This is a genomic window from Sorangium sp. So ce385, from assembly GCF_051474135.1.
Classification (GTDB): Bacteria; Myxococcota_A; Polyangia; order Polyangiales; family Polyangiaceae; genus Sorangium; species Sorangium cellulosum_D.
In genome coordinates, this window is the sequence record NZ_CP150337.1 from 115,163 (window position 1) to 138,255 (window position 23,093).

The 23,093-nt window shown below is 71.7% G+C and carries 17 protein-coding genes and 1 pseudogene; 7 read left to right on the plus strand and 11 right to left on the minus strand.

Features of this window, described 5'->3' with window-relative positions; translation table 11 throughout:
• Positions 1-51 precede the first annotated feature (51 nt).
• Both WME83_RS00400 and WME83_RS00405 read left to right on the plus strand, forming a co-directional pair.
• Positions 52-420, plus strand: a pseudogene (locus WME83_RS00400) (ABC transporter permease subunit); the annotation flags it as partial.
• Between the two features lie 88 nt (positions 421-508).
• Complete coding sequence (locus WME83_RS00405; RefSeq protein WP_437322154.1) at positions 509-679, plus strand: hypothetical protein; 171 nt, start codon at positions 509-511, stop codon at positions 677-679.
• Between the two features lie 30 nt (positions 680-709).
• Here the strand turns inward: WME83_RS00405 and WME83_RS00410 are convergent, their stop codons facing one another.
• Positions 710-1,174, minus strand: coding sequence for an SRPBCC family protein (locus WME83_RS00410; RefSeq protein ID WP_437317273.1), 465 nt, complete (start codon positions 1,172-1,174; stop codon positions 710-712).
• A 560-nt stretch (positions 1,175-1,734) separates the two neighbouring features.
• Between WME83_RS00410 and WME83_RS00415 the strand changes: the two genes are divergently transcribed.
• Both WME83_RS00415 and WME83_RS00420 read left to right on the plus strand, forming a co-directional pair.
• Positions 1,735-3,360 carry an FAD-dependent monooxygenase gene (locus WME83_RS00415; protein WP_437317274.1) on the plus strand — a complete coding sequence of 542 codons (1,626 nt, stop codon included), beginning with the start codon at positions 1,735-1,737 and terminating at the stop codon, positions 3,358-3,360.
• Positions 3,361-3,538: 178 nt separating this feature from the next.
• On the plus strand, positions 3,539-4,174 hold the full coding sequence (locus WME83_RS00420) for a TetR/AcrR family transcriptional regulator (protein ID WP_437317275.1): 636 nt from the start codon (positions 3,539-3,541) through the stop codon (positions 4,172-4,174).
• A 43-nt stretch (positions 4,175-4,217) separates the two neighbouring features.
• Here the strand turns inward: WME83_RS00420 and WME83_RS00425 are convergent, their stop codons facing one another.
• The 3 genes from WME83_RS00425 to WME83_RS00435 form a co-directional block, all read right to left on the minus strand.
• The gene (locus WME83_RS00425) at positions 4,218-5,084 is read right to left on the minus strand and encodes an Hsp33 family molecular chaperone HslO (RefSeq protein ID WP_437317276.1); all 867 of its coding nucleotides are present in this window, start codon (positions 5,082-5,084) and stop codon (positions 4,218-4,220) included.
• A gap of 841 nt (positions 5,085-5,925) precedes the next feature.
• Positions 5,926-10,191, minus strand: a complete 4,266-nt coding sequence (locus tag WME83_RS00430) for a hypothetical protein (protein ID WP_437317277.1) — start codon at positions 10,189-10,191, stop codon at positions 5,926-5,928.
• 14 nt (positions 10,192-10,205) lie between these two features.
• Positions 10,206-12,032, minus strand: a complete 1,827-nt coding sequence (locus tag WME83_RS00435; RefSeq protein WP_437317278.1) for an OmpA family protein — start codon at positions 12,030-12,032, stop codon at positions 10,206-10,208.
• Positions 12,033-12,398: 366 nt separating this feature from the next.
• On the opposite strand from WME83_RS00435, the gene WME83_RS00440 reads away from it, so the two are divergent.
• Both WME83_RS00440 and WME83_RS00445 read left to right on the plus strand, forming a co-directional pair.
• A complete protein-coding gene (locus WME83_RS00440) occupies positions 12,399-13,007 on the plus strand; it encodes a superoxide dismutase (protein WP_437317279.1) in 609 nt (202 codons plus the stop codon).
• Positions 13,008-13,237: 230 nt separating this feature from the next.
• Positions 13,238-14,014, plus strand: coding sequence for a GNAT family N-acetyltransferase (locus tag WME83_RS00445; protein ID WP_437317280.1), 777 nt, complete (start codon positions 13,238-13,240; stop codon positions 14,012-14,014).
• Between the two features lie 75 nt (positions 14,015-14,089).
• Here WME83_RS00445 and WME83_RS00450 read toward each other — a convergent pair whose 3' ends face one another.
• Positions 14,090-15,430 (minus strand): acetylglutamate kinase, encoded by a 1,341-nt coding sequence (locus WME83_RS00450; protein ID WP_437317281.1) that lies wholly within the window; start codon positions 15,428-15,430, stop codon positions 14,090-14,092.
• A 5-nt stretch (positions 15,431-15,435) separates the two neighbouring features.
• Positions 15,436-16,437, minus strand: a complete 1,002-nt coding sequence (locus tag WME83_RS00455; protein ID WP_437317282.1) for an N-acetylornithine carbamoyltransferase — start codon at positions 16,435-16,437, stop codon at positions 15,436-15,438.
• A gap of 602 nt (positions 16,438-17,039) precedes the next feature.
• On the opposite strand from WME83_RS00455, the gene WME83_RS00460 reads away from it, so the two are divergent.
• Positions 17,040-17,351, plus strand: coding sequence for a hypothetical protein (locus tag WME83_RS00460; protein WP_437317283.1), 312 nt, complete (start codon positions 17,040-17,042; stop codon positions 17,349-17,351).
• Between the two features lie 54 nt (positions 17,352-17,405).
• On the opposite strand, the gene WME83_RS00465 is transcribed toward WME83_RS00460, so the two are convergent.
• From WME83_RS00465 to WME83_RS00485, 5 genes are all read right to left on the minus strand, one after another.
• Positions 17,406-18,254, minus strand: coding sequence for a GNAT family N-acetyltransferase (locus tag WME83_RS00465; RefSeq protein WP_437317284.1), 849 nt, complete (start codon positions 18,252-18,254; stop codon positions 17,406-17,408).
• 184 nt (positions 18,255-18,438) lie between these two features.
• On the minus strand, positions 18,439-19,155 hold the full coding sequence (locus WME83_RS00470; protein WP_437317285.1) for a hypothetical protein: 717 nt from the start codon (positions 19,153-19,155) through the stop codon (positions 18,439-18,441).
• Positions 19,156-19,302: 147 nt separating this feature from the next.
• A complete protein-coding gene (locus tag WME83_RS00475; RefSeq protein ID WP_437317286.1) occupies positions 19,303-19,944 on the minus strand; it encodes a hypothetical protein in 642 nt (213 codons plus the stop codon).
• Between the two features lie 189 nt (positions 19,945-20,133).
• Positions 20,134-20,517: a hypothetical protein gene (locus WME83_RS00480; protein ID WP_437317287.1), complete on the minus strand. Its 384-nt coding sequence runs from the start codon at positions 20,515-20,517 to the stop codon at positions 20,134-20,136.
• A gap of 107 nt (positions 20,518-20,624) precedes the next feature.
• On the minus strand, positions 20,625-22,670 hold the full coding sequence (locus WME83_RS00485) for a glycosyl hydrolase family 28-related protein (protein WP_437317288.1): 2,046 nt from the start codon (positions 22,668-22,670) through the stop codon (positions 20,625-20,627).
• Between the last annotated feature and the right edge of the window lie 423 nt (positions 22,671-23,093).

Consider the following 23,093-nt stretch of genomic DNA (forward strand, 5'->3'; position numbering starts at 1 on the left):
GATTCGGCGCGGTGCGGGCCCGGATGGGCGCTGGGCGCGCTCTGCGTCGGGATGGCGATCGTCGGCCAGGCGGTGACCTGGCGGCGGCGGGCCAGGGCTGGCCTGCCGCTGCCGTCCCGGGGCGCGACGGCGGCGCGGCTCGCGGTGGTGGTCGTCCTGGCGCCGGCGATCGTGGGGCTGCTCAACGCGGACCGAGGGGTGCCGCTGGCGCTGCTCCTGCTGCTCGGCTTCGTGATCGGGTTCGACCTCGTGCTCCGGCGGACCCGGTTCGGGCGGTACGTCTTCGCGGTGGGCGGCAACGCGGAGGCGGCGCGGCGGGCGGGGATCCGCGTGGACGCGATCCGCGTGGCCGTGTTCACGCTGTGCGGGGCGCTGGCGGCCGCGGGGGGGATCCTGGCGACCTCGCGGCTGCTCGCGGTCCATCCGTCGTCCGGCGGTGGGGACGTGCTCCTCAACGCGATCGCCGCGGCCGTGATCGGGGACGAGCCTGTTCGGGGGCCGGGGGACCGTGTGGTCGGCCCTGACGGGGGCGCTGCTGATCGGGTCGATCTCGAACGGGATGGATCTGCGGGCGCTCCCGTCGTCGGTGAAGTTCATGGTGACGGGCGCGGCGCTGCTCGCGGCCGTGACGATCGACGCGCTCGCGAGGTCCGGCCGGCAGCCGGCTGGGCGGTCGTGAGGGCGGCTTGCCGGAGGGGCCGCGGGCGCGTCATGCGGCGCGCTCGGGCTGCGAGGCCTCGAGGCGCGCCTTTTCGGCGAGCAGCAGCTCGGTGAACGCTGCGGTGAACAAGCGCCCGGCGAGCGCGCCGAGGAAGTTGCCGACGAGCGGCACCGGGACCTCGAAGCGCGATGTCCAGTCGACCTCGGTGCCGTCGCCGCGCGGGGTGAAGCGGAGACGCGAGCCGTGGTGCCGGAGCGGCTGGCTGCTCTCGAGGATGTGGTAGTCGAACGAGGAGGGGCGCTCGAAGGCGGTGATCTCCTCGACGTAGCGGATGCGCTTCCCGACGCGCACCTCGCGGAGGGCGCCGAGGCCGTTGCGCTCGGTGAGCCCCGGCCGGACGAGCTTCGTGCGGGTGCCGTCCCCGGAGCGAAGGAAGCTTTCGTGGTCGGCCACCGCGTCGAAGACGCGCTCGAGCGGGGCGTGGATGTAGACGTTGACGTGGACCTCTGCCATGCGGCGACCATCGCACGGATCACGCGGAGCAAGCACGCAGGGAGGGCGGGCGGGAGGGGGCTGGGGAGAGGGAGAGAGAGCTTGCGAGGGGGGTGGCTCCGTCCTTGACGGGAGTTGGGGGGACGAGCTCGGACGGGCTCAACCTGGGACGGGCTCAACCTGGGACGGGCTCAACCTGGGACGGGCTCAACCTGGGACGGGCTCAACCTGGGACGGGCCCAACCTGGGACGGGCTCAACCTGGGACGGGCTCAACCGGGTCGGTCGGCAGGGTCGGTCGGCAGAGCTCAACCTGGGTCGGTCGGCAGAGCTCAACCTGGGTCGGCTGGCAGAGTGCAACCTGGGTCGGTGGGCAGAGCGCAACCTGGGTCGGTGGGCAGAGCGCAACCCGGGTCGGTCGGCAGGGTCGGTCGGCAGAGCGCAACCTGGGTCGGCCGGCAGACCTCAACCCGGGCAGCTCAACCCCGTCTGTCAGCGCCCCCGATGTGGCGACGGTCGCCTTGCCAACCCGCTCGCCCTGCCTTAAGTGAGTGAGTACTCACTCACCATTGGAGGCGCATCATGGCGGGAGCACTGGACGCGCTGGTGGTCGGCGGAGGGCCGACCGGGTTGACGATGGCCGGGGAGCTCGCCCGGCGGGGGCTCACCGTGCGGATCGTGGACAAGGCACCGGAGCCGCCCTCGGATCACTCGCGAGCGCTCGCAGTTCAGACACGGACGATGGAGCTCTTCCGCAGGATGGGGATCGTCGATCTCGCCATGGAGCGCGCCATGCGCGTGGGCGGCATCAACGTCCTCCTCTCCGACGGGCAGCGCGCCCGGCTGCCGATCTTCGACTTCCCGGAGCTGTCCACGCCGATCCCGGGCATCTTCATCCTGCAGCAGTTCGACACCGAGCGCGTCCTGGCCTCCCGGCTCTCCGGGCTGGGCGTGACGCTCGAGCGCGGCGTCGAGCTCGCCTCCTACACGCAGGACAGCGCCGGCGTCGCGTGCACGCTCCGCCGAGCCGACGGGAGCAGCGAAGAGGTGCGCGCCCGATGGCTGCTCGGCTGCGACGGCGCGCACAGCGCCGTTCGCAAGGGCGCCGACATCGCCTTCGAGGGCGATACCTACGACGATCACTGCATGCTCGGCGACCTCATCGTCGATTGGCCGCTGCCCGACGGCGACATCTACATCAGCCCCTCGCGCCGGGGCGTCGCCGCAGCGTTTCCTGTGCCCGGCAGCCACCGGTTCCGGGTCATCCTCATCCGCCCCGAACCGCCGCCGACGCACGGCGCACAGGTCTCGCTCGCGGAGTTCGAGGCCGCGATGCGCGAGATGATCCCGGTACCCTTCAGGGTCCAGCAAGCGATCGTCCTCTCGCGCTACCGGCTCCACCACCGCGTGGCCGCGCGGCTGCGCAAAGGACGCGTGTTCCTCGCCGGCGACGCGGCGCATATCCACAGCCCGGCCGGCGGGCAGGGCATGAACACCGGAATCCAGGACGCCTACAACCTGGCGTGGAAGCTCGCGGCCGTCGAGCAGGGCCGGATGCCCGCGTGGCTGCTGGACACCTACGAGGTGGAGCGGCTCCCCGTGGCGCGCAAGCTGATCGACTTCACAGACCGCCTCTTCGGCCTCATGGCCGGACACGGTCCGGTGGGCCGGACGCTGCGCGCGATCGCGCCGCGCCTCGCGTCCCGCGCCCTCGGCATCTCCGCCGTGCAGCGCCGGATCCTGGGATTCCTCTCGCAGATCAAGATCCGCTACCGGAAGAGCCCGCTGTCCGTGCAGATCGGGAACCCGCCGGAGCACGGGCCTCGCGCGGGGGATCGCGCGCCGGACGCCGTGGTCCGCAGCGCGGCGGGAGAGCAGGTCCACCTCTTCGACCTGATGCGCGACGCCGAGTTCTCGCTGCTGCTCTTCACCGGCCCGCAGGCGGACGGAGGGGCGCGCGAGCACGCCCGAAAGCTCGCAGCGCAGCTCGGCAGCCCAGACCTCAAGGTCCTGGTCATCGGCGCGCTCGAGGGCGGAGGCTTCGCGGATCCCGACGGGCACGCCCACGCGGCGTACGGCGTCGCGTCGTCGGCCGCCGTCCTCGTCCGGCCGGACGGCTACGTCGGCGTGCGCAGCGACCCGCTCGACGAGGGCGAGCTCCGGCAGGCCCTCAGCCGGCTCTTCACGCGCAGGGCCGAAGCCGCCTAGCGCGCCGGCCGCTCGCGGCGCGCCGGGCGCCAGGGCGACGCGACGAGGCGCGCGACGCTGGAGAGCGCAGCGCCTCGCGCGCGGCGGCGGGCGCCGCTCGCGGTCCGCCCCGCGGCGGCGGCCGAAATCCGTCGGGATCGCGGGCGGGCGGTACTAGAGGTGAGCCGAGGGAACGCCGATGAGCCGACGACCGCGCTCGAACGACACCTTGACCGAGGCGCAACGAAAGATCGTCGAGGCCGCGGTGGCTGCCTTCGCAGAGCATGGCTTCCGCGGGACCGCGACCAGGGACATCGCCCGGCGCGCAGGGGTCGCAGAGGCGACGATCTTCAAGTACTTCCCCACCAAGAGGGATCTCCTCCTCGGGGTGATCGGTCCCGTCATGGAGCAGCTCGTGGGGCCCGCGTTGACGCGCTCCATGGACCCGCTCTTCAACGCGACGTACCCGACCTTCGAGGCCTTCCTGCGGGCGCTCCTCGCCGAGCGCACCGCGTTCGTGCGCGCCCACCCGCAGCTCGTGCGCATCCTCGCGCAGGAGCTGCCGTTCGACGCCGAGCTGCGGATCGGCATCGCCGGCCGGGTGTTCGCGCCGTTCCTCGCGAAGGGGATCGCCCAGATCGAGCACTTCCAGCGCGAGGGGCAGATCGTCGGCTGGCCGCCCGCCCTCGTCCTCCGCTGCATCGCCTCGACGTTCGCGGGGTACATCCTCCACCGCGTGTTCGTCGCCCCGGACGCGGCGTGGGACGACGAGGCCGAGATCGAGCGGGTCATCGCCTTCGTGCACCGCGGCCTCTCGCCCGACCAGCCAGCGTGATCTCGCGCGGCCCGGCGCGCCGGCCGCGCGCCGCGGGCGGCGATCAGCTCGTCGTCAACAGCGAGCGGAGCTGCGACGGCGACACCTGGTAGTCCTTGCCGCAGTAGTCGCAGCGGATGTCGAGGACCTTCCCGTCCTCGACCATCTCCTCGATGTCGGTCCGCGGCAGGCTCGCCAGCGTGGTCATGACCCGGAGCTCGCTGCAGCGACAGCTGAAGCTGAGCGGCGAGTCGTCGAGCCGCGAGAACGGCATGCCGTAGAGCAGCTCCTCGAGCAGCAGGTCCGCCGAGGCGCCTTCATGCGCGAGCACGTCGTCGAGGCGCTCGAAATCCTTGAGCCGCTCGGTCATCACCATGAGCGGGCCGCGCTCGACCTCCGGGAGCAGCTGCACCAGATATCCGCCCGAGGCGCCGACGCCGTTCTCGTTGATCAGCGTGGCCACCGCGATCATCGAGACGACCTGCTCCGACTCCTGCATGTACGTCATCAGGCCGCCGGAGATGCCGCCCTCGGCCGGGACCTCGACGACGCCTTGGTGGAGCATGCCGCTCGGCAGCGTGCGCATGACCTGCAGCAGCGATCCTTCGCCGATCTCCACCGCGCTCTTCTCGGCGGCGCCCTTGCCGAGGTTGACCAGGCCGCGGCTCGTGCCGTCCGGGTGCGAGTCGGCCACGAGGGTGCCGTGGCCGGTCGCGCCCTTGACGATCGCCTGCACGCGCAGGTTCGGCGCCATCGCCTCGCGCACGAGGATGGCGCCGGTGATCAGCTCTCCCAGCCGCTGAGCGGTCGCGCCGGTGGCCGACTGCACCGCGATGGCTCCGCGCACGGTGTCGGTGGTCAGCGCCGTGATGACACGAAAAGCGCCATCCATCGTGATAGCGCGGACGACGGAATCAGAAGGTCGGAGCAAGATGGACTCTCCCGTGAGGAAATATCGTTAAGCCACGGACGGCAGATGGCAACCCGCGACGCATGCGACCCGGACGGGGAGGTGGCGATCGGACCTGCTGGCCCCGTCGGCAGCCTGCCGATCCGACGCAACATGGGTCGGGTCCGCGGGGGGCCGCGGGGCGGGCGGCCGCAACCTGGGTCGGGTCGCGGGGCGGGGCGCGCGGGCGGCCGCAACCTGGGTCGGGTCGCGGGGCGGGGCGCGCGGGCGGCCGCAACCTGGGTCGGGCGCGCGCGCGGCCGCGGCCGCAACCTGGGTGAGGTCGCGAGGTCGCGGATCAGGGGACGGGCGGGCGGGCGCGACATTGTTCGGGCGGGCTGGCGCAACCTGGGTCGGGCGCGCGGCCGCAACCTGGGTCGGTCCGCGGGCGGGGCGGCCGCAGCCTGGGTCGGGTCAGGTCAGGCGGGCAGCCGCAACCTGGGTTGGACGGGCTGGCGCAACCTGGGTCGGGGCGCGCGGCCGCAACCTGGGTCGGTCCGCGGGCGGGGCGGCCGCAGCCTGGGTCGGGACAGGTCAGGCGGGCAGCCGCAACCTGGGTCGGGGGGGTGGCCCGCAACCTGGGTCGGGGGGGTGGCCGCAACCTGAGTCGGGCCGGGGGGCGGGGTCGGGTCGGCGGGTCGGCGGTCGCAACCTGGGTCGGGTCGGGCGGGGGGGGGGGCGGGCAGCCCCAACCTGGGTTGGGTCGGCGCGGGCAGGTAGGCCGGGCCCGTCGTCACAACCTGGGTCAGGCCGGCCGCCGGCCGCCGCAACCTGGGTCGGATCCGCTCCACCTGCTCGGGCGGGCGCGCCGTCGCGGAGGGGCTCAGCCGCGCCGACGGCGTCGGTGCAGCGCGGCCGCGCAGGTGCCGACCGCGAGCAAGGCCCACGGCACCGAGGGGCTGCCGTGATCGTCCGCGCCTGCCGTGCAGGCGCAGCCGCCGCCTTGCACCACGATCCCGTCGCCGGGCGGCGCCGTGGGGCACGGAACGATGCTGTTGTCCTCGTTGCGGCAACCCGGGACGCACTGCTTCGTCGCCTCATCGCACACCATGCCGGCGCCGCAATCGCTGTCCTGCTCGCACGTCATGGGCCGGTCGTCCGCAGGATCGTTCGGATCGCGCTCGCCCGCGTCGACCACGCCGTCGCGATCCTCGTCCTCCTCGCCGTCGGTGGCGCCGCCGCCGTCGGTGTCCGCCTTCGTCGGATCCGTCGTCGTGTCCCCCTCGTCGCCATCGGGCACGCAGGTCTCCGCGTCGGCCTCGGTGTCCGCATGCGAGCAGTCCTTGCCCAGCTCGGTCCCATCAAAGAGCCCGTCGTCGTCGCTGTCGGGATCGAGCGCGTTGATCTTCCCGTCGTCGTCCGTGTCGGCGCCAGGCTCGCGCTCCTCGCCGTCGATCACCCCGTCGTCGTCGCTGTCCGCGTCGTCCGGATCGGTGCCGAGCGCCGTCTCCTCGGCGTTCGAGAGGCCGTCGCCGTCACGGTCGCCGCGGTCATCCCCGGAGTCGTTCGGATCGGTCTCGTCGCTCCCCTCGTCGACCATGCCGTTGTGGTTCCGGTCCTCCTCGCCATCGCTCGCGCCGCCCCGATCGGTGTCGGGATCCACCACGCTCGTCGTCGTGGCCCCGCCATCGGCGTCCGGCGTGCAAGTCCCGGCATCGCCGGCGGTGTCTTCGTCCGCGCAGTCCTTCCCCGCCTCGGTGCCGTCGAAGAGCCCGTCGCCGTCGCTGTCCGCATCCAGGACGCCCGGCTGCCCGTCGCCGTCGCCGTCGTCGCTGGGGTTCGGCTCCTCGCCGTCGAACAGACCGTCGTCGTCGCTGTCGCGATCTCCGGGATCCGATCCGAGGAACGCCTCGAGGTCGTCGCCCAGCCCATCGCCGTCGCTGTCGACGTTCTGGTCGTCGTCGTCGCCGTGGCCCGCGGTCGGGTCGGTCTCGCCGGCCTCGATCGCGCCGTTCAGGTTCGCGTCCTCGGAGCCGTCGCTCGCGCCACCCCGATCGCTGTCACGGCGCACCGCCGACGTCGTCGTCGCCCCGCCGTCGGCGTCCTCCGTGCAGTGCCCAGCCTCCGCGTCGGTGCCGAGTCCGTCGCAGGCGAGGCCGAGCTCCGTGCCGTCGAAGAGCCCGTCGTCGTCGCTGTCCACGTCGCGCACGTTGATGAGCCGGTCGCCGTCCGTGTCGTCCGAAGGGTTCGGCTCCCGCCCGTCCTGCACGCCGTCGTCGTCCGAGTCCGCGTCGCCAGGATCCGTGCCCAGCGTCTCCTCGAGATCGTCGCTCAGCCCGTCGTCGTCGGCGTCGTCGTTCTCGCTGTCGTCGTCGCCGTGCCCGCGGGTCGGGTTGCTCTCGCCGTTGTCCGCGACCCCGTTCAGGTTCGCGTCCTCGGAGCCATCGCTCACGCCGCCGTTGTCCGTGTCCGCGTCGAGCGGCGACGTCTTCGTCGCGCCGGCATCCGCGTCCGGGGTGCAGCGCCGCGACGGCGCGTCCGTGCCGGGGCCGTCGCAGTCGAGGCCGAGCTCGGTCCCGTCGAAGAGGCCGTCGTCGTCGCTGTCGACGTCGAGCGCGTTGATGAGCCCGTCGCCGTCGGTGTCGTCCGCCGGGTTCGGCTCGAGCCCGTCGCGCACGCCGTCGCCGTCGGTGTCGGCGTCGTCCGGATCGGTGCCGAGCGTCGCCTCGAGATCGTCGCTCAGCCCGTCGTCGTCGCCGTCGGTGTTCTGCCGATCGTCGGCTCCCTGGCCGGCCTGAGGAGCGGTCTCGCCCGCGTCGACCGCGCCGTCCAGATCCGCGTCCTCGGAGCCGTCGGTCACGCCGCCGCGATCGGTGTCCGCGTCGAGCGGCGACGTCCGGGTGGCGCCCGCGTCGCCGTCGGGGGTGCAGTTGCCCGCCGCCGCCTCGGTGCCGGGACCGTCGCAGCCGAGGCCGAGCTCGGTCCCGTCGAAGAGGCCGTCGTTGTCGCTGTCGATGTCGAGCGCGTTGATGAGCCCGTCGCCGTCGTGATCGTCCGTCGGGTTCGGCTCATGCCCGTCGCGCACGCCGTCGTCGTCCGAGTCGGCGTCGCCCGGATCGGTGCCGACATGCCCCTCGAGGGCGTCGCCGAGCCCGTCGCCGTCGGTGTCGGCGACCTGCCTGTCGTCCGCGCCGTGCCCCGTCGTGGGATCCGTCTCGCCCTCGTCGAGCACGCCGTCCAGATCCGCGTCCTCGGAGCCGTCGAGCGCGCCGCCGTTGTCGGTGTCGGCGTCCAGCGGATCGGTCGTCGTCGCCCCCGCGTCGCCGTCGGGCACGCAGTGCCCCGCGAGCGCGTCCGTCCCCGGGCCGTTGCACTCCGTCAGCCCGAGCTCCGTCGCGTCGAACAGGCCGTCGTTGTCGCTGTCGACGTCGCGCGCGTTGACGAGCCCGTCGCCGTCGGTGTCGCGATCCCAGAGCTCCTCGTCGCCGTCGCTGATGCCGTCGTCGTCGGTGTCGGCGTCGTTCGGGTCCGTGCCGGCGGCGATCTCGTCGCCGTCGCTCAGCCCGTCGCTGTCGCTGTCGACGAGGATCGACGTCGGCGGCGCGCCCGGCTGGTCCGTGCCGTTGCCGTCCGTCGGGTAGTTCTGGGCGGATCCGCCCGCCGGGCTCTGCGCGGCGACGATCGCCTGGTTCGCGATCTCGCCGTTCGTGCCCGGGTCGATGGTGACGCGGAACCGCACCGTCGTGGTCTCGTCGACGCCGAGCGACCCGCCCTGGGCCGCGTCGGCGTCGCTGCCGAGCCGGATGCGGACCGTCCTCGTGCCGGCGACGTACTCGCCCTCGTCGTCGCCGGCCGCGTCGGTCACGCCGCCCATGTTCGGGCCCGCGGTGATCTCGAGCGAGCCCGGCACGTAGGTGACCCCGGGCGGCAGCGGATCGCTCAGCACGACGTTCGCGGCGCTGTCGTCCCCGGTGTTCCTGACGATGATCGTGTATTCGAGCGTGTCGCCCGGCGCGACGCCGCCGCCGTTGAGGTCCAGGACCGACTTTGTCGACTCGGCCAGATCGGGCAGGCGCGTCGGCACCGACGTGATGAGGCCGCCGAGCAGGTAGCTGTCGTTGCCCAGGACCACCGCCCCGACCTCCGCCGACGTGTCGCCCGGCCTGAGCAGGGCGGACGGGACCTGGACCACGTCGATGTCGATGCCGCTCATGCTCATCGGCCCGCCGGTGAGCCGCGGCAGATCGCCCGCCGCCGACGCCGGCGCGCCGAGGAACGACCGGGAGCTGTTGAAGAAGTCGTCCACCGGGTTCACCGCGTCGAAGAGCCCGGTCCCGTTCCACTCGATGCCGTCGCCGGTCGTGCTGTCGCCGTCGTAGCCGATGACGCCGAGCTTCGCGAGGCCCGCGCCCGAGGGGACGACGAACCCCGAGATCGTCCACTCGACCGCCTCGCCGTCGAACACCATGTCGAGCCCGTCGAAGACGGCGAGGTTGCGGGCGGGCGCGGTGGTCAGCTCGTAGAGCACGACCATCCACCAGCCGGCGAACACGAAGGACTTGTTCACGTCGCTGAGGGCGATCGCGTTGGAGATGCCGCCCAGGCGGTAGGCGCCCGCGCCGCGCGCCCGCACGATCTCGGTGACGTCGGCCACCGCCTGGGCGTGGATGTCGCTGGAGGACAGCTCGCCGGAGAGCGTGCCGGTCACGCTGTTGCTGAAGGTGCCGGGCCGCTCCAGGGTCACGGTGAGATCGGCCGAGCCCGTGGCGCGGCTCGCCGCCCAGTAGAGATAGGCGTGGGTCACCCGCGCGCCCGCGGGGAGGTTGAGGACCGCGGTGGTTCGAGCCGCCGAGGGCGCTACCGTGGGGCTCGCCTCGGCCTGCCCCGCGAGCGGGCTGTCGGCCCGCCAGTAGACGTCGGGCGCCGAGTCCACGAGCGTCGCCTCCGCGCCGCAGTTCGCGGCGACCGTGCCCACCGTGGGCGTGACCTCGGACGGCCCGCACTCGTGCGCGAGCGTGTTGCCGATGAGGACGAAGTCGCCGCGCTGCGCCACCTGGATCCGGCGCACCGGATCCGCGCCCGCGGTCCCCGAGAGCGCCCCGAGCAGCGCGGCGCCGGTCAGCCCCGTGATTGCCAATCGCTTTGCCATCGACGCCTCCAGCCCTATGGCTGCTTCTTTGCCTTCTCGATGATGTTGAACTGGACGCGCCGGTTCTTCTGGCGCCCCGCCTCGGTCTTGTTGTCCGCGATCGGGACGTCGGGGCCGTAGCCCTTCGCCTGCATGCGGTCGGGCGCGATGCCGCGCTCGACGAGCGCCATCAGCACCGACTCCGCGCGCGCCTGGCTCAGCTTCGTGTTGAACTGGCGCGCTCCGCGGTCGTCCGTGTGGCCCTGGACCTCGATCTTGAGGATCTCCGGGTGGTCCTTGAGCACGCCGGCGACCTCCTCGAGCAGCTCGTGGCTGACCGGCCGGATGGTCGCCTTGCCGATGTCGAACTGCACCTGCTGCAGGATGACGATCTCGGTCTCGGTCACCCGGACCGCGGCCGGGCACCCGTGCTGCTTCGGATCCTCGTTCGGCTTGCCCTTCTCGTTCGGGCAGGCGTCCTGGTCGTCGCGGATGCCGTCCCCGTCGGTGTCGCCCGGGCAGCCGTTCGTCGCGGGGTCGGTCGTGGCGATGCCGGGCAGCTCCGGGCACGCGTCCGACGGATCGGGGATCTTGTCGCTGTCGCGATCGGGCGGCGGCGGGCAGCCGTGCTTCTTCGGGTCCTCGTTGCTCGGGCCGGCCTGGTCCGGACACGCGTCGACGTCGTCGGTGATGCCGTCCTTGTCGTGGTCCCCGGGCGGCGGGCAGCCGTTCTTCTTCGGGTCCGGCGAGGCGACGCCGGCCACGGCGGGGCAGGCGTCGACCGCGTCGAGGATGCCGTCGCGATCCGCGTCCTTGGGCGGCGGACACCCGTTCTTCGCGTGGTCCGCGCTCCCCACGCCGGCGACGTCCGGGCACGCGTCCGCGTCGTCGGGGATGCCGTCGCCGTCCCGGTCCTTCACGGGCGGCTTCACCTCGGGCGAGTAGGCGACCATGGCCACCGCGCGGAACGAGGGCGTGCCGACGCCGGCCGTGAGGCCGGGGCCCACGCCGAGCCCGGCCTCGAAGTCGCCGGCGAAGCGGTAGCGCCCGCCGAGCAGGGCCTCCAGGTTGGTCGTGCGCTGCTGGACGTCGGAGATCGTGATCGAGCCGGTGATCTCCGGTCCGATCTGCAGCCGCCGCTCGTCGTCGAGCAGCAGGCCGACGCCGGCGCCCCAGTGCACCATCATCCCCTGCTCGACGTTGGCGAACTGCCGGGTCGACCGGAACTCCGGCCCCGCGGCGAGCGACCACACCGCGCGATCCAGGTGGCCGCCGAGGATGAGCTGCGGGCTGCCGCGCACGTCGCCGTCGCCGGAGTACGCCTCGGGGTCGCCGGTCGGCAGCCACACGTAGCCGCCGAGGGCGATCTGGAACGGATCGAAGTAGTCGCCGAAGAGGGTCGCGCGCGCGCCGAGCCGGAGGTCCCCGAGCGCGCTCGTGGCCGGCTGCGGGAGCACGGCCCCCGAGGCGACCCCGCCGTCGCCGGACTGGAACGCGAGCGGCAGATCGACGTTCACCGTGAGGTGCTTCCAGAGCGAGAGCGAGGCGCTCAGGTGGAGCAGGAGCTGGCTGCCGACGACCTTGCCGTCGCCGATATCCTCGTTCCCCCGGAGCCTCCGCAACACGAGCGGGTCCTGGGCGTAATCGCCGAGGATCATGATGTGGGGCGACGCGTCGCCTGCTGCGTAGGCGGACTGGACACCGAACATCCGGTCGCCGGCCGGCGCGGGCTGGAACCTGTCGAGCGCGAAGCCCTCGGGTCTCGCGGGCTCCTGCGCTTCGGCGTGAGCCGCTGCCCCGAGCAGGCACAGCGCCGCCGCGAGCGCGGCCGTCGGATGGGTCCCCTGTGTACGAGCCGGCATGAACGAGGTCGCCTCCTTGCGCGAAGGAACAGCAAGCCCCCGGAGTATCGACCGAAACGCCCGCGGCGTTCAACGTTTCACGAGGTTTTTCCCGGCGCGGCGGGCCATCGGGCCGGCTCGAGGGAGGCGCTGTGCGCGCGGCGGCGCGGGCCTGGTCGCGGCGGTTCCGACGCGCATTCACGGTGCGCCTCGCGCGCCTGTACGGAGTTTCCTGCAAGGGCGGTCGGGTCTGGGGCAGGTCCGCTTGCGCCGTGACGTCGCGCCGTGGCGCCTCGAACGCCAGGGTTGCTACCGGAGGGCGGCAGCGGTAGAGCGGCGACCTGACCCCGCGGCACGCGTTGCTCGCGGCACTCGTTAGGAGGCACCATGGCCCGCGAACCGAAGAACTTCGACAATCTCCTCGGCGGCAACGCCAAGGGCTTGAGTGATTTGCAGCTCAAGGCGCATTTCACGCTGTACCAGGGCTACGTGAAGAAGCTCAACGAGATCTGGGAGCAGCTCGGTAAGGCGGATCGCAGCGCGCCCAACTACTCGTACAACGCGTACAGCGAGCTCAAGCGCCGCGAGCCTGTCGCGTTCAATGGCACGGTGCTGCACGAGCTGTACTTCGAGAACATCGGCAACGGCTCGACGCAGCCGAGCGCCCAGTCGAAGAAGATCATCGAGGCCTCCTTTGGCAGCTTCGACAACTGGCTGGCGGACGCCAAGGCGGCGCTCCTGAGCGCGCACGGCTGGACGGTGCTCGTGTACGACTATCAGGAGAAGAAGCTCTTCAACAACCTCATCCGGACCGAGCACGATGTCGGCCTGTTCGCGAACACGCATATCATGGTCGCGATCGACGCCTGGGAGCACGCGTACTTCGCGGACTACCAGACCAAGAAGGCGGACTACGTGGCCAACGTGCTCTCCGGCCTGAACTGGGACGTGATCAACGCGCGCCTCCAGCAGATCGGCCCGCAGGCCGGGGTGTAGTCCAAGGCCGAAGGCAGCCGCCTGCGGCCTCGCGGCGGGGGCAGCGCGCCCTCGCCGCCCCACCACCACGCGCGACGAACCCCCTCGCCTCGGGCCGGGCCCTTCTGCAGGCCCCCTCCCTCGCATCCCCGCGCTCACGCCCTCACCAGCCCTGCGCCCCCCGGAGGAGCGAACCTCGCGCTCGCCGCGATGTGCCCGCTCCGCGTTCGTCCTGTAGACTGGGCGCGACAATGACCAAGGCCGAGTCGAGCTCCCCCGGCGCCGGGGAGGAGAGCCTCATCTACGTCCGCCGGATCCACCGCCGCGACCTGAACCGAGTTTGGGAATTTCTCAAAAAGGTGTTCCGCGACGTGAACCGGGAAACGGTCGAGTACCAGCGTCCTCGCTCGAAGAAGCGGTTCCTGGAGGTCTACGAAGAGGAAGGCGTCGAGCAGCTCCTCTTCGAGGTCCGCCAGGGAGATGGGCAGGAGATCGTCGGCTACGCGGAGTGCGCGTTCGAGATCACCGGGACCGACAACTGGATGAACGAGCGGTACTTCACGAAGCACGACATGCGCCCGCTCTTCGTCGAGGAGCTCGCGGTCCACCCCGATTACCAGGGTCGCGGCGTCGGCGCCTTCATGCTCGAGCAGCTCGAGCACCTCGCGCGCATCCACGGCTGCACCCACCTCGTGCTGGAGGTGGCCGAGAACAACATCGGCGCCCTCAAGTTCTACCGGAAGCGCAGCTTTTACCGGCTCGACGCCGCGATCTTCATGGCGAAGAAGGTCGCTGTCGACTCGGAGCTCCTGCCGCCCCGGGCGCTCAAGAAGCCGCGCCCTCCGGAGGCGTCCGGCGCGCCCGCCAAGCCGAAGCGCTCGCCGCGGCGATCGCCGAAGGCGCGCGCCGCCGAGAAGCGGACGAGCGCCCCGCCGCCGGCGGAGCCGCTCCTGCCGGACGCCGCGGCCGACCGGGAGCGCGCGCCCCCCGCGCGGGCGGACGCCGACGGTGACGACGACCCGCTGTGAGCCCGGACCGAGGCGCGACCCGCCGCGAGCCCGGGCGCGGCGCGGCGGCGGCGCGCCGGGCTCGGCGGCGCGCGGTCAGAGCTCGGCCGTGCCGTGGTGGCGCAGGGTCGCCGGCAGCGACAGCGCGTGATCGATGCAGGCGCGGATGTCGTCGAAGCTGGACAGGCCGTACCAGAACACCGTCCAGTTCTCGTTGCGGTAGCTGCCCTCGGCCTGCTGGAAATACCAGGGGTTGATCTCGTTGCCGTTCCGGGCGCGCCAGAACAGCTTCGGGTTCTCGTTCTTCATCCGCGTCCAGAGCGAGCCGCCGATCCCCACGCCCTGCGCCTCCGTGGTCACCGCGAACTTGTCGAGGTACGGCGTCAAGGGCGCCTTGTCGCCCGAGTCGAGCGTGAGGATCGCCGTCGCCCGGTACGAGTCGGACAGGTAGATGCGGTAGAACGGCTTCTTGTCGAAGTAGTGCTCGTCGAGCTTCCGCTGGAAGCACGCCTCGAGCAGATCGCGCAGCCGGCCGCGATCGATGCCGTCGAGCGTGTCGTGCCGCAGGATGCGCTCGCCGCGTCGGACGAGCGTGCCAGACCCGGTGTGCGTGAACAGCTCCTTCGCCAGGTGATCCGGCGCCGTGATCGACACCGAGGAGGTCGGCGGCAGCCCGTCGAGCAGGAGCTTGATCTCCTGCAGCTTGAGCCGCATGCCCCCGGTCAGCCAGGGCTGGGCGATGAGGCCCGCGTAGTCCTCCTCGAGGTTGATGGCCGAGATGATGCGCCCGTGCTCGTCGAGGAGGCCGCCCGCGCTCGTGAGGAAGATCATCTTGAACGGCTGCGTCGCGAGCGCGAGCTCGCGCGCGGCCACGTCGGCGTTGATGTTGACGATCTGCCCGCCCGGCGTCTCGCCGAGGCAGGCGAGGATCGGCAGGTGCCCCGCGCGCAGGCTGGACCTCACCGCGTCGACGTGGACGCGCTCCACCCTGCCGACCAGCCCGAGGCGGCCCTCGTCCATCAGCGACGCCTCGAAGACGCCCGCGGTGATCGGCCGCGTGCGCGTGCCCATCTCCTCGAGCGCCTCGACGAGCCGCAGGTTCTCGCGCAGGAAGACGCGGCGGGCGATCTCCAGGACGCGGGGCGTCGTGACGCGCAGCCCGTTGACGCGCTCGGTCTGGATGCCCGCCTCGGCGAGCGCCCGATCGAGCTGCGGCCCGGCGCCGTGGATCACGATGGGATACAGGCCGACCTGGTTCAGGAACACGAGCGAGGTCGCGAGCGCCTCCAGGTCCTCGTCGAGGATGGCGCCGCCGACCTTGATGACGGCGAACTTCTGCTGATCGACGGCCGCGTACTGCTTCAGGTACTGCTCGACCTCCTTGCGGCTGCCGAGGTTCCTGAGCAGGCGGACGATGACGTCTTGTGTCGAGCCCATCGCGGTCACCACCCGTTGGCCAGCACGTCCATCACGGCCTTCTGAACATGCAACCGATTCTCGGCCTCGTCGATGACCATGGAGGCCGGCGAGTCGATCACCGCGTCCGTGACCTTCACGTTGCGCCGGACCGGCAGGCAGTGGGAGAAGAGCCCACCCGCGGTGAGCGCCATCTTCTGCTCGTCGACGATGAAGTGCTTGTGCCGGTCGCGGATGGGCTTCTCCTGCTCCCAGCGCCCGAAGTAGGGAATCGCGCCCCAGCTCTTCGCGTACACGACGTGGGCGCCCCGGTAGGCGGACTCGATGTCGTAGGTGATCGAGAGCTTCCGCCCGTTGTCGGCCGCGCTCTTCCTGGCGGCGTCGAGGTAGCGCTCGTCGAGGTGGTACTCCTCGTTGGGGCAGAGGAGGGTGACGTCCATGCCGAGCTTGGAGGCGATGAGAACGGCCGAGTTGGCGACCGCGGTGTTGAGCGGGCGCGGGTGGTACGTCCAGGTGAGCACGAACTTCTTGCCGTCGAGGCGGCCGAGGCGCTCCTTCATGGCGAGGGCGAGGGCGAGCTCCTGGCAAGGGTGGGTGATGGTCTCGAGGTTCACCACCGGCACGGTCGCGTGGCGGGCGAACCCCTGGAGCACCTTGTCCTGGCGATCCTCCTCCCAGCGCTGGAACTTGGGGAAGGCGCGCACGCCGATGAGGTCGGCGTAGCGCGAGAGCACGCGAGCGACCTCCTGGATGTGCTCCTCCGGCTCGCCGTCCATCACGGCGCCTTCCTCGAACTCGATGGGCCAGGCGCCCCGGCCGGGCTCCAGGACCACGGCGTGTCCGCCGAGCTCCCGGATGCCGACGTCGAAGGAGGTGCGCGTCCGCAGCGAGGGGTTGAAGAACACGAGCGCGATGGTGCGATCCTTGAGGCGCGGCTCGATCGGCCGGCGCTTGAAGCGCTGCGCGCGCTCGAGGAGGCCCTCGATCTCGGCGCGGGTATAGTCCATCGTGGTCAGAAAGTGCCGCATCGAATGCCTCCTCGTTGGATCAGCGCGGAGCGGGCGCTCGCATTGGAGCAATCCTGGCGGCGATGTCAACGATGCACGCAGGCCGGCGCGGCGCGCTCCGTCGGGCGGAGTCGAGCGGCCGCTCCGCGCGCGGCGGCCGCGCCCCCTGGCGCGGCGGCGACGGTGGCTGCCGCGGCGTCAAGCGACGTGGCCCCCCGTGGCCTCAAGCGACGTGGTTGCCGCGGCGTCAAGCGATGTGGTCCCCGCGGCCTCAAGCCGTGATGCGCGCGACCATCTGCTCGCGCCCGAGGAGGCGGCGGAGCCCGCCGTCGTCGAGCATCTCGCTCCGGTCGGCGGTCGGCGGCGTCAGGTGTGGCGCCGCACCGCCTCCATCGCCAGCAGCGACCGGAGGATGTCAGGATTGCACGCGCCGGTTTCAGGATCGAAAGGGGTACGCAGTCCCCTTAAGGAAAATGCGCGGAAAACCAGGGTACCGCGCTTGGTCCGCATCCTGCTAAACCTGGAGGCAGAGCGCCCGTGACGGTTTCCCCCCCCACCGTCGAATGGGCGCTCTTTTTTTTTGTGCTTCTGCGGCGGCGTGGCGTGGACGAGGGGACGTTCCGGTGACGCTGGTCGTGATCCTCACGGTGCGATGCGAGGCGCTCGACGCATTCCGCGCGTACGAGAGGAAGGCCGCGGCCGTGATGGCCCGGTACGGCGGCGCGATCGAGCGAACCGTGGTGACGGCGCCCGACAGCGCTGGGCTGAGCCTGAAGGAGATTCACATCGTCACCTTTCCCGACGAACACGCCTTCTCGGCGTACCGTGGCGACGGTGAGCTCGGAGCGGTGGCGCACCTGCGGGACGCATCGGTCGTTCAGACCGAGATCCTGCGCGGGGAAGAGGGGCCGGACTATCACGCCGTCTCCGGCTGACCCCTCTGTGGCGTCGATGGCTCGGTGAGGCCGATCTCGCCGGCCTCGCACCGGTCACGGGGCGAGGTCCTCGGCGCGCTCCGCCGGCTCGGGCGGCTCGGCGATGCACGCGGTGGCGACGCGCCGGAATCCGACCCGTTCGTAGACGCGCGCGACGTCGTCGTTCTGCGCAGACAGGAACACGGTGCGCATCCCGGCGTCCAGGGCGTGCCGGGCCAGGACCGCGGTGACGGCGGCGGCGAGGCCCCGGCGCCGGGCCGCAGGCAGCGTCCCGACGCCCACGATCTCGGCGACGTCCAGCGCGTGCTGGTAGCTGCCCACGCAGAGCGGCCCGGTGAGCGCGCCGCCGCGGCCCCGGGCAGCGGCGTGCACCATCGTTCCCTCGATCAGCGACGCGTGCCAGGCCGCCGCGAGCCCGGCCGGGAGCGTCGCTGCGGCGGCGTCGCGCTCCGCCGAGCCAGCAGGGCCCGCCGCGGTGCTGAGCGCGCCGAAGGCGACGTGCGCGACGGCCTGCACGGCGGCGAGATCCGGGTCGTGCGCGGCGACGATCGAGAGCGCGATGTCCTCGGGCAAGGCGGCCGGGACGGGCTCGCCGCGGAGCACGAGCAGCGGGCAGCGGCGGACGTGCAGGCCCGCCGCCTCGGCGACCGCGTCGAGCCCGGGGGTCGTCTCCAGCACCCACTCGAACGCCTCCGGGATCGAGAGCTGCCGCTGACGCGCGCGCACCGCGGCCACGTCCTCGGCCGACACGGGGCCTCGACCACGGAGGGTGGGGCGGGCGTAGTAGGGCCAGCCGTCGCCGCGGCGAACGAAGAGGGTCAGCGGTCCGTGGTCCTCGGCGTCGGCACGACGGCGAGGGACGGCGTCGTAGAACCGCTCGAGCTCGGCGAGGAGGGTGCTCATGGGCCGGAGGATCCTACCGCGGCTGCCGGGGTGGACGCCTCCGCGGCGGCACCTCTCGGCGGCGCGGCGCCGAGGGCGGCGAGCTTCGACGAGGGCGGGCGCGCCTCGTCCATGACGACGGCTGGGGCCGGCGCGGCGCCGGCCATGGAGGGCGGCGACGGTGTCGAGCGGGACATCGCGTTGCTCAGGGAGCCCCCGTCGGCGTCGGTGGGGCGCTGGATGCGTCGTCGGGGCCGCTGGCAGGGCTCGGACTGGCTGCGTGGCAGTCGCTCGGACAGTTGCAGTCGTTTTCGCCCGCGCCGCAGGCGCCGTCGCCGCACTTCGCGCAGAGGTGCGCGCCGAGCCCCATGGTCACGCACTTGCCATCGACGCGCTCCATCAGGGGAATGCGCGCGAGCTCCGGACAGCAGACGGTGAACGACTTGCTGGACGCCATCGCTCCCTCTCCCGAGCAGTGCGTGGCGAGCTCCGCGCACGAGCCATTGGCTTGCTGGACGTAGCCAGGCAGGCAATCGCACTGCGGCTGTCGCGGGCGCAGCACCGGCACGGTGCCGGCCGGACCTCTCGGCCCGAGCTCGACCCCGGTCTCCACCGGGGATCGCGCCGGCGCGGCGCCGCTCGGGGGTGCCGGTGCGGCGTCGCCCGGGCGCGTCGGCGGTGGGGGAGGGGACGCGATCTTGCCGTCGGGGGTCTGGGATTCGATCGGGATCCAGTCGATGACCTGTCCGCTCGGCGTGACCGTCGTGGCCACGATGTTCCGGCGGGGAGGCCGCGGCGTTCCGCCCGGCGCGCAGGGGTTGTCGGCCCCCGCGTGAGCGGGAGCCGCGGGGGCCGGCTCGCCGGCGACACAGCCCATCACGGAGAGCAGCAGCGGGCAGAGGAGCAGGGCAGGTGCGTTCATGGGGGCATGGACCACGGGAGGCCGCAGCATCTTACGGCGCCGCGCCGCTTGCCGTCATCCGTCCTGCCAGGTGTCGATGACGTGGGCGACGGCTCGTTCGACGCCCCTCGCGACATCGACCGGACAGACTGACGTACGCGCGCTGCATCACCTTGCGGGGGACCGGCGCTCCACGGTCCGGGGCGCCGGCGCGGCCGTGGCGTCGGCGCCCGCATCGGCGCTGCCGGCGCCGGACGGCATCGGCGCCCGCCGCGCTCCCTTCACGCCGGCAGCGGCGGCCGCCTCCGGCGCAGGCTCCGTCGCGTCCGCTTCCTGCTCGTCGGTCGCGCCGGGGAGCATCTCCACCCCCAGATCCAGCCCCTGCTCTGCAAGCTTCCCGGCCATGTCTTCGGTGGCGCTGCCGGGCTGCGCCTCGAGCACCTTCGGCGCGTGCGCGCCATCGCCCGCGTGCGCCGCGGCGCGCGCAGGATCGCCGAGGGGCGCCTTGCCCGCGCCGAGCAGGGCGTCGTCGCCGACGGCCGCCTTGCCCGCGCCGAGCAGGGCGTCGTCGCCGACGGCCGCCTTGCCCGCGCCGAGCAGGGCGTCGTCGCCGACGGCCGCCGCCTTGCCCGCGCCGAGCAGCGCATCCCCCGCGCCCACGGCCGCTGGCGCGGCATGCCCCGCCGCCCCGAGGCCCTTGAACCCAAGGCGCCCGCAGTCGTCGGCGCCGCGCGCCACCATCATTCCGATGGCCGCAATGGCGGTACCGATGACCCCCAGCTTCTTCCCACCCTCGTCGCTCGTCCCCATGCCGGCCTCCGCGCCAGCGCGCATCGTACCAGGGACGATCGCCTCCTCGCGGACATCGCCGCTTCTCGACGTCGCTCTGCCGAGGGCGCGGCGATGGCCATCGCTCCGCCGAGGGCGCGCGATGGCTCCTCCGGCGTGTCGCCGCCGAGCGCGCGCCTCGATGTCCCCGGGAGCAACCCAGGGGACGCCTCAGCTGTGGACGATCGAGATCCGGGGATCCGAGAGCAGCCAGAAGTACGTGCCCACCTGAGCCGCGGCGAAGGCGAGCGCCACCGCGAGCCCGATGGGCCCGACCTCCTTGAAGACGTCGCGCCCCACCGCGGCGATGAGCCCGATGCCGATCATGGAATAAGACTGAAATCGCTGCACTTTCTGCGCATGCTCGACGAGCGCGTCCCGGGCCAGGTAGGGGATCACGAACCCGAGCGCGACGCCGGGCACGGTGGGCCAGTAGGACTGCGCGTACGCGGTGAGTATCACGGCGCCCGTGAGCGCGAGGGCGAGCGCCACGACGGTGCGCACCACACCCCACTTCCCTGCGTTGGTACGGAATTGCCGCCATCGGTCGAGCATGGCGCCATCCTAGCGCAACGGCGCCGGAAGGACGTGTCCCGGCGCCCGCACCTGCTGCTCCGCGCGATGTGCCTGGCGCCGGCGGCGCCGCGTCACGTCGCCCGGCGTCACGCCGCCGTGTGGATGTCGAGCTCGAGCCGGGCTACCCAGTCGATCGTCTTGCTCGCCTCGCCCTGGACACGCAGCTCGAGGTTGTTGCCGCTGGGCGCCACGCCGAACGTGACGTCCCAGCCCGAGACGTCCTCCCCTTCCGCGCCGATCTTCTGCGATGCTCCCAGGAGCGCCGCAGGGTCGTCGTCGTGCCGCTTGGCGCCGACCGCGCACCGGTAGACGGCGCACTGGTCCGCCGCGGTGTTGCGCGCGACCACCACCGCGGTCGCGTGCACGACCGACTTCTCCGGGAGCGCGTAGCTGGCCACGATCGCCTCCGCGGCCGTGGTCGTCTGGACATGGCCGCCGAGCGAAGCCGTCCAGTTGTCCTTCGCCCACCCCTGGGTCTTCCGGTACACGGCGCCGTTCGACGTGTCCCGGTACACCGAGCCCGTCGGCGCATAGAGGAAGCCCGCCGGCGACCGCGGGTACGCGAGCTCGTAGTGGCCCGTCTGCGGGACGCTCTGCGGGACGCCCTGGTTGACGTTCAGATCGACGATCGGCGAGCTGGTGGTCGAGGTGTACCCGGTGAGATCGATCCCGAGCAGCTTGATGTCGGTCGATCTCCCGCCCGTGGACGTCGTGTCGAACGCGATGGCGATATTCTGAAGCCCGCTCGATGTGCGGGAGAACCTCGTGTTCTGGACCGTGACGTTGTTCACCGACCGCAGCCTCAGTCCGACGACTGTGTTGTCATAGATCGCGCTGTCGCTGATCGTGATCCGGTTGGTCTGATGGTCGACCGGCAGGTCGCCGGGCTTGTTTCCGGGAGTGACGTCCGTCAATTTGACCCCATCCCCGTTGCCGCGGAAGATGCACCCCTGCACGAGCACGTCCTCCGCGGAGGCCACGGAGAGGCCAACCGTATTCTTTTCGCAGAGCACCCCGGAGATCACGACGTCCCTGCCGATGGCTCCCGATTTCTTGGTTCCCAATGTGATCCCGGTCGGATTGCCCGCCGATGAGCCGCCGATGATCTTGACGTTTCGAAACGGCACGAAGTTGGCGTAAACGGTTCCGTTTCCTACGCTCCCACTCGGGTTGTGAACGGCGAGCGTCTGGTCCGGCGCCTTGCTCAGCGTCACGGACCACGAGGTGCCACCTCCGAGATCGGTCAGAGAGGCGACCTGGAGCGGCTCGATGCGCTTCTTGACTTCGTCCCAGGCGCCCAGGAGCTTCATGACCTGCTCGGTCCGTACCGTCGGCATCTGGACGGTGAAGCTGGTCTGCGATGCCACCGCCGTGATGGTGCCTGTATACGACTCGGGGAACCCTGATGTGCTGAGCTGGATGCCGTCGCCGGTACAGTTATACGCGTGACAATCGAGCAGGGTGAGGTCGTGACCGCCTGCGATGTTGAACCCGCCACCGTTGTCCGCGGCGCCTGACACGGTGCATTTGACGTTCTTCACCACGCACCCCACCACGGTGACGTGTTCGGCCCAGCCCAGGTAGATGCCAGGCTTGCTCACGCCGTCGACCACGCATCCGGAGATGATGCCGTCGCGCGAGCGGTAGGAGACGTTGATCCCGTTGGTCTTGGACCCGCTCATGCCGGCCCCATCCCCGACGACGGTGACCCGCTCGCAGAACCAGTCGACGCAGCCGTTGAAATGGAGCGCTCCATCGCTGTCCGGACCGCCCGCCTTGAATGCGATCGTGAGGTCTCGCACGCCCACGTTCCTCAGGTCCTCGAAGCCGTCGCCCTTCTGGAGGAGCACCGGCTTGAAGGAAGTGCTCCCGGCAGGCCAGTACAGGATGACGCTATGGCGCCCCTCGCCCTCCAGGATCACGCCGTCCGAGGAGACCTGGATCGGCGACTGGATCCGGTAGACGCCGCGGGGGAAGTAGACGACGCCGCCGCCCGCTGCCTCGGCGGCGGCGATGGCGTCATGAATCGCCTGCTTGTTGTCCGTATTGGCGATGTCCGGATAATCGTTGCCATATTCGTAGTTGTTGAGGTTGTCGCTGACGCGGGTGAGCGCGACTGCGCCATAGTCCAAAATATTGTAAATCGTGGGCTCTCCTCGGTTGCTCTATGCTCGGGCTGCCTGGTGCGCCCGCGCGCAAGGGGCGTTCTTCCCTGTGCTCCGTGCTCGCGAGAGCGGGCGGGTCATGGCCGAATCGATGCGTGGATGCTCGCATGGGGGCCATCGCTCGCCGCCTGCTTCGCCCTCGCGCCCAGAGTCAGTATCATCGCACGGGCTGGCTGTGCTTACCAGGCGAGTACATGCTCTCTGGATGAGAGGAGATCCGCGTGCGGCGTCACGCGCTGATCCCGCCGTCGACCCTCGCGCTCGCGGATCGAGGAGCGGTGATTCCATCGCTCGATCGACACGTCGTCCGCGAGGTGGCACGGCGCTGCGGGCGTGAGCCGGGCCGTGAAGCCGCGTCGATGTGCTCACGTCCGCGGCTCAGCGTGGCTG

Excerpts from the sequence above, each read along its gene's own strand:
- WME83_RS00410 (WP_437317273.1), bottom strand. The coding sequence starts at position 1,174 with ATGGCAGAGGTCCACGTCAACGTCTACATCCACGCCCCGCTCGAGCGC.
- WME83_RS00415 (WP_437317274.1), top strand. The coding sequence starts at position 1,735 with ATGGCGGGAGCACTGGACGCGCTGGTGGTCGGCGGAGGGCCGACCGGG.
- WME83_RS00420 (WP_437317275.1), top strand. The coding sequence starts at position 3,539 with ATGAGCCGACGACCGCGCTCGAACGACACCTTGACCGAGGCGCAACGA.
- WME83_RS00430 (WP_437317277.1), bottom strand. The coding sequence starts at position 10,191 with ATGGCAAAGCGATTGGCAATCACGGGGCTGACCGGCGCCGCGCTGCTC.
- WME83_RS00435 (WP_437317278.1), bottom strand. The coding sequence starts at position 12,032 with ATGCCGGCTCGTACACAGGGGACCCATCCGACGGCCGCGCTCGCGGCG.
- WME83_RS00440 (WP_437317279.1), top strand. The coding sequence starts at position 12,399 with ATGGCCCGCGAACCGAAGAACTTCGACAATCTCCTCGGCGGCAACGCC.
- WME83_RS00445 (WP_437317280.1), top strand. The coding sequence starts at position 13,238 with ATGACCAAGGCCGAGTCGAGCTCCCCCGGCGCCGGGGAGGAGAGCCTC.
- WME83_RS00450 (WP_437317281.1), bottom strand. The coding sequence starts at position 15,430 with ATGGGCTCGACACAAGACGTCATCGTCCGCCTGCTCAGGAACCTCGGC.
- WME83_RS00455 (WP_437317282.1), bottom strand. The coding sequence starts at position 16,437 with ATGCGGCACTTTCTGACCACGATGGACTATACCCGCGCCGAGATCGAG.
- WME83_RS00465 (WP_437317284.1), bottom strand. The coding sequence starts at position 18,254 with ATGAGCACCCTCCTCGCCGAGCTCGAGCGGTTCTACGACGCCGTCCCT.
- WME83_RS00470 (WP_437317285.1), bottom strand. The coding sequence starts at position 19,155 with ATGAACGCACCTGCCCTGCTCCTCTGCCCGCTGCTGCTCTCCGTGATG.
- WME83_RS00475 (WP_437317286.1), bottom strand. The coding sequence starts at position 19,944 with ATGGGGACGAGCGACGAGGGTGGGAAGAAGCTGGGGGTCATCGGTACC.
- WME83_RS00480 (WP_437317287.1), bottom strand. The coding sequence starts at position 20,517 with ATGCTCGACCGATGGCGGCAATTCCGTACCAACGCAGGGAAGTGGGGT.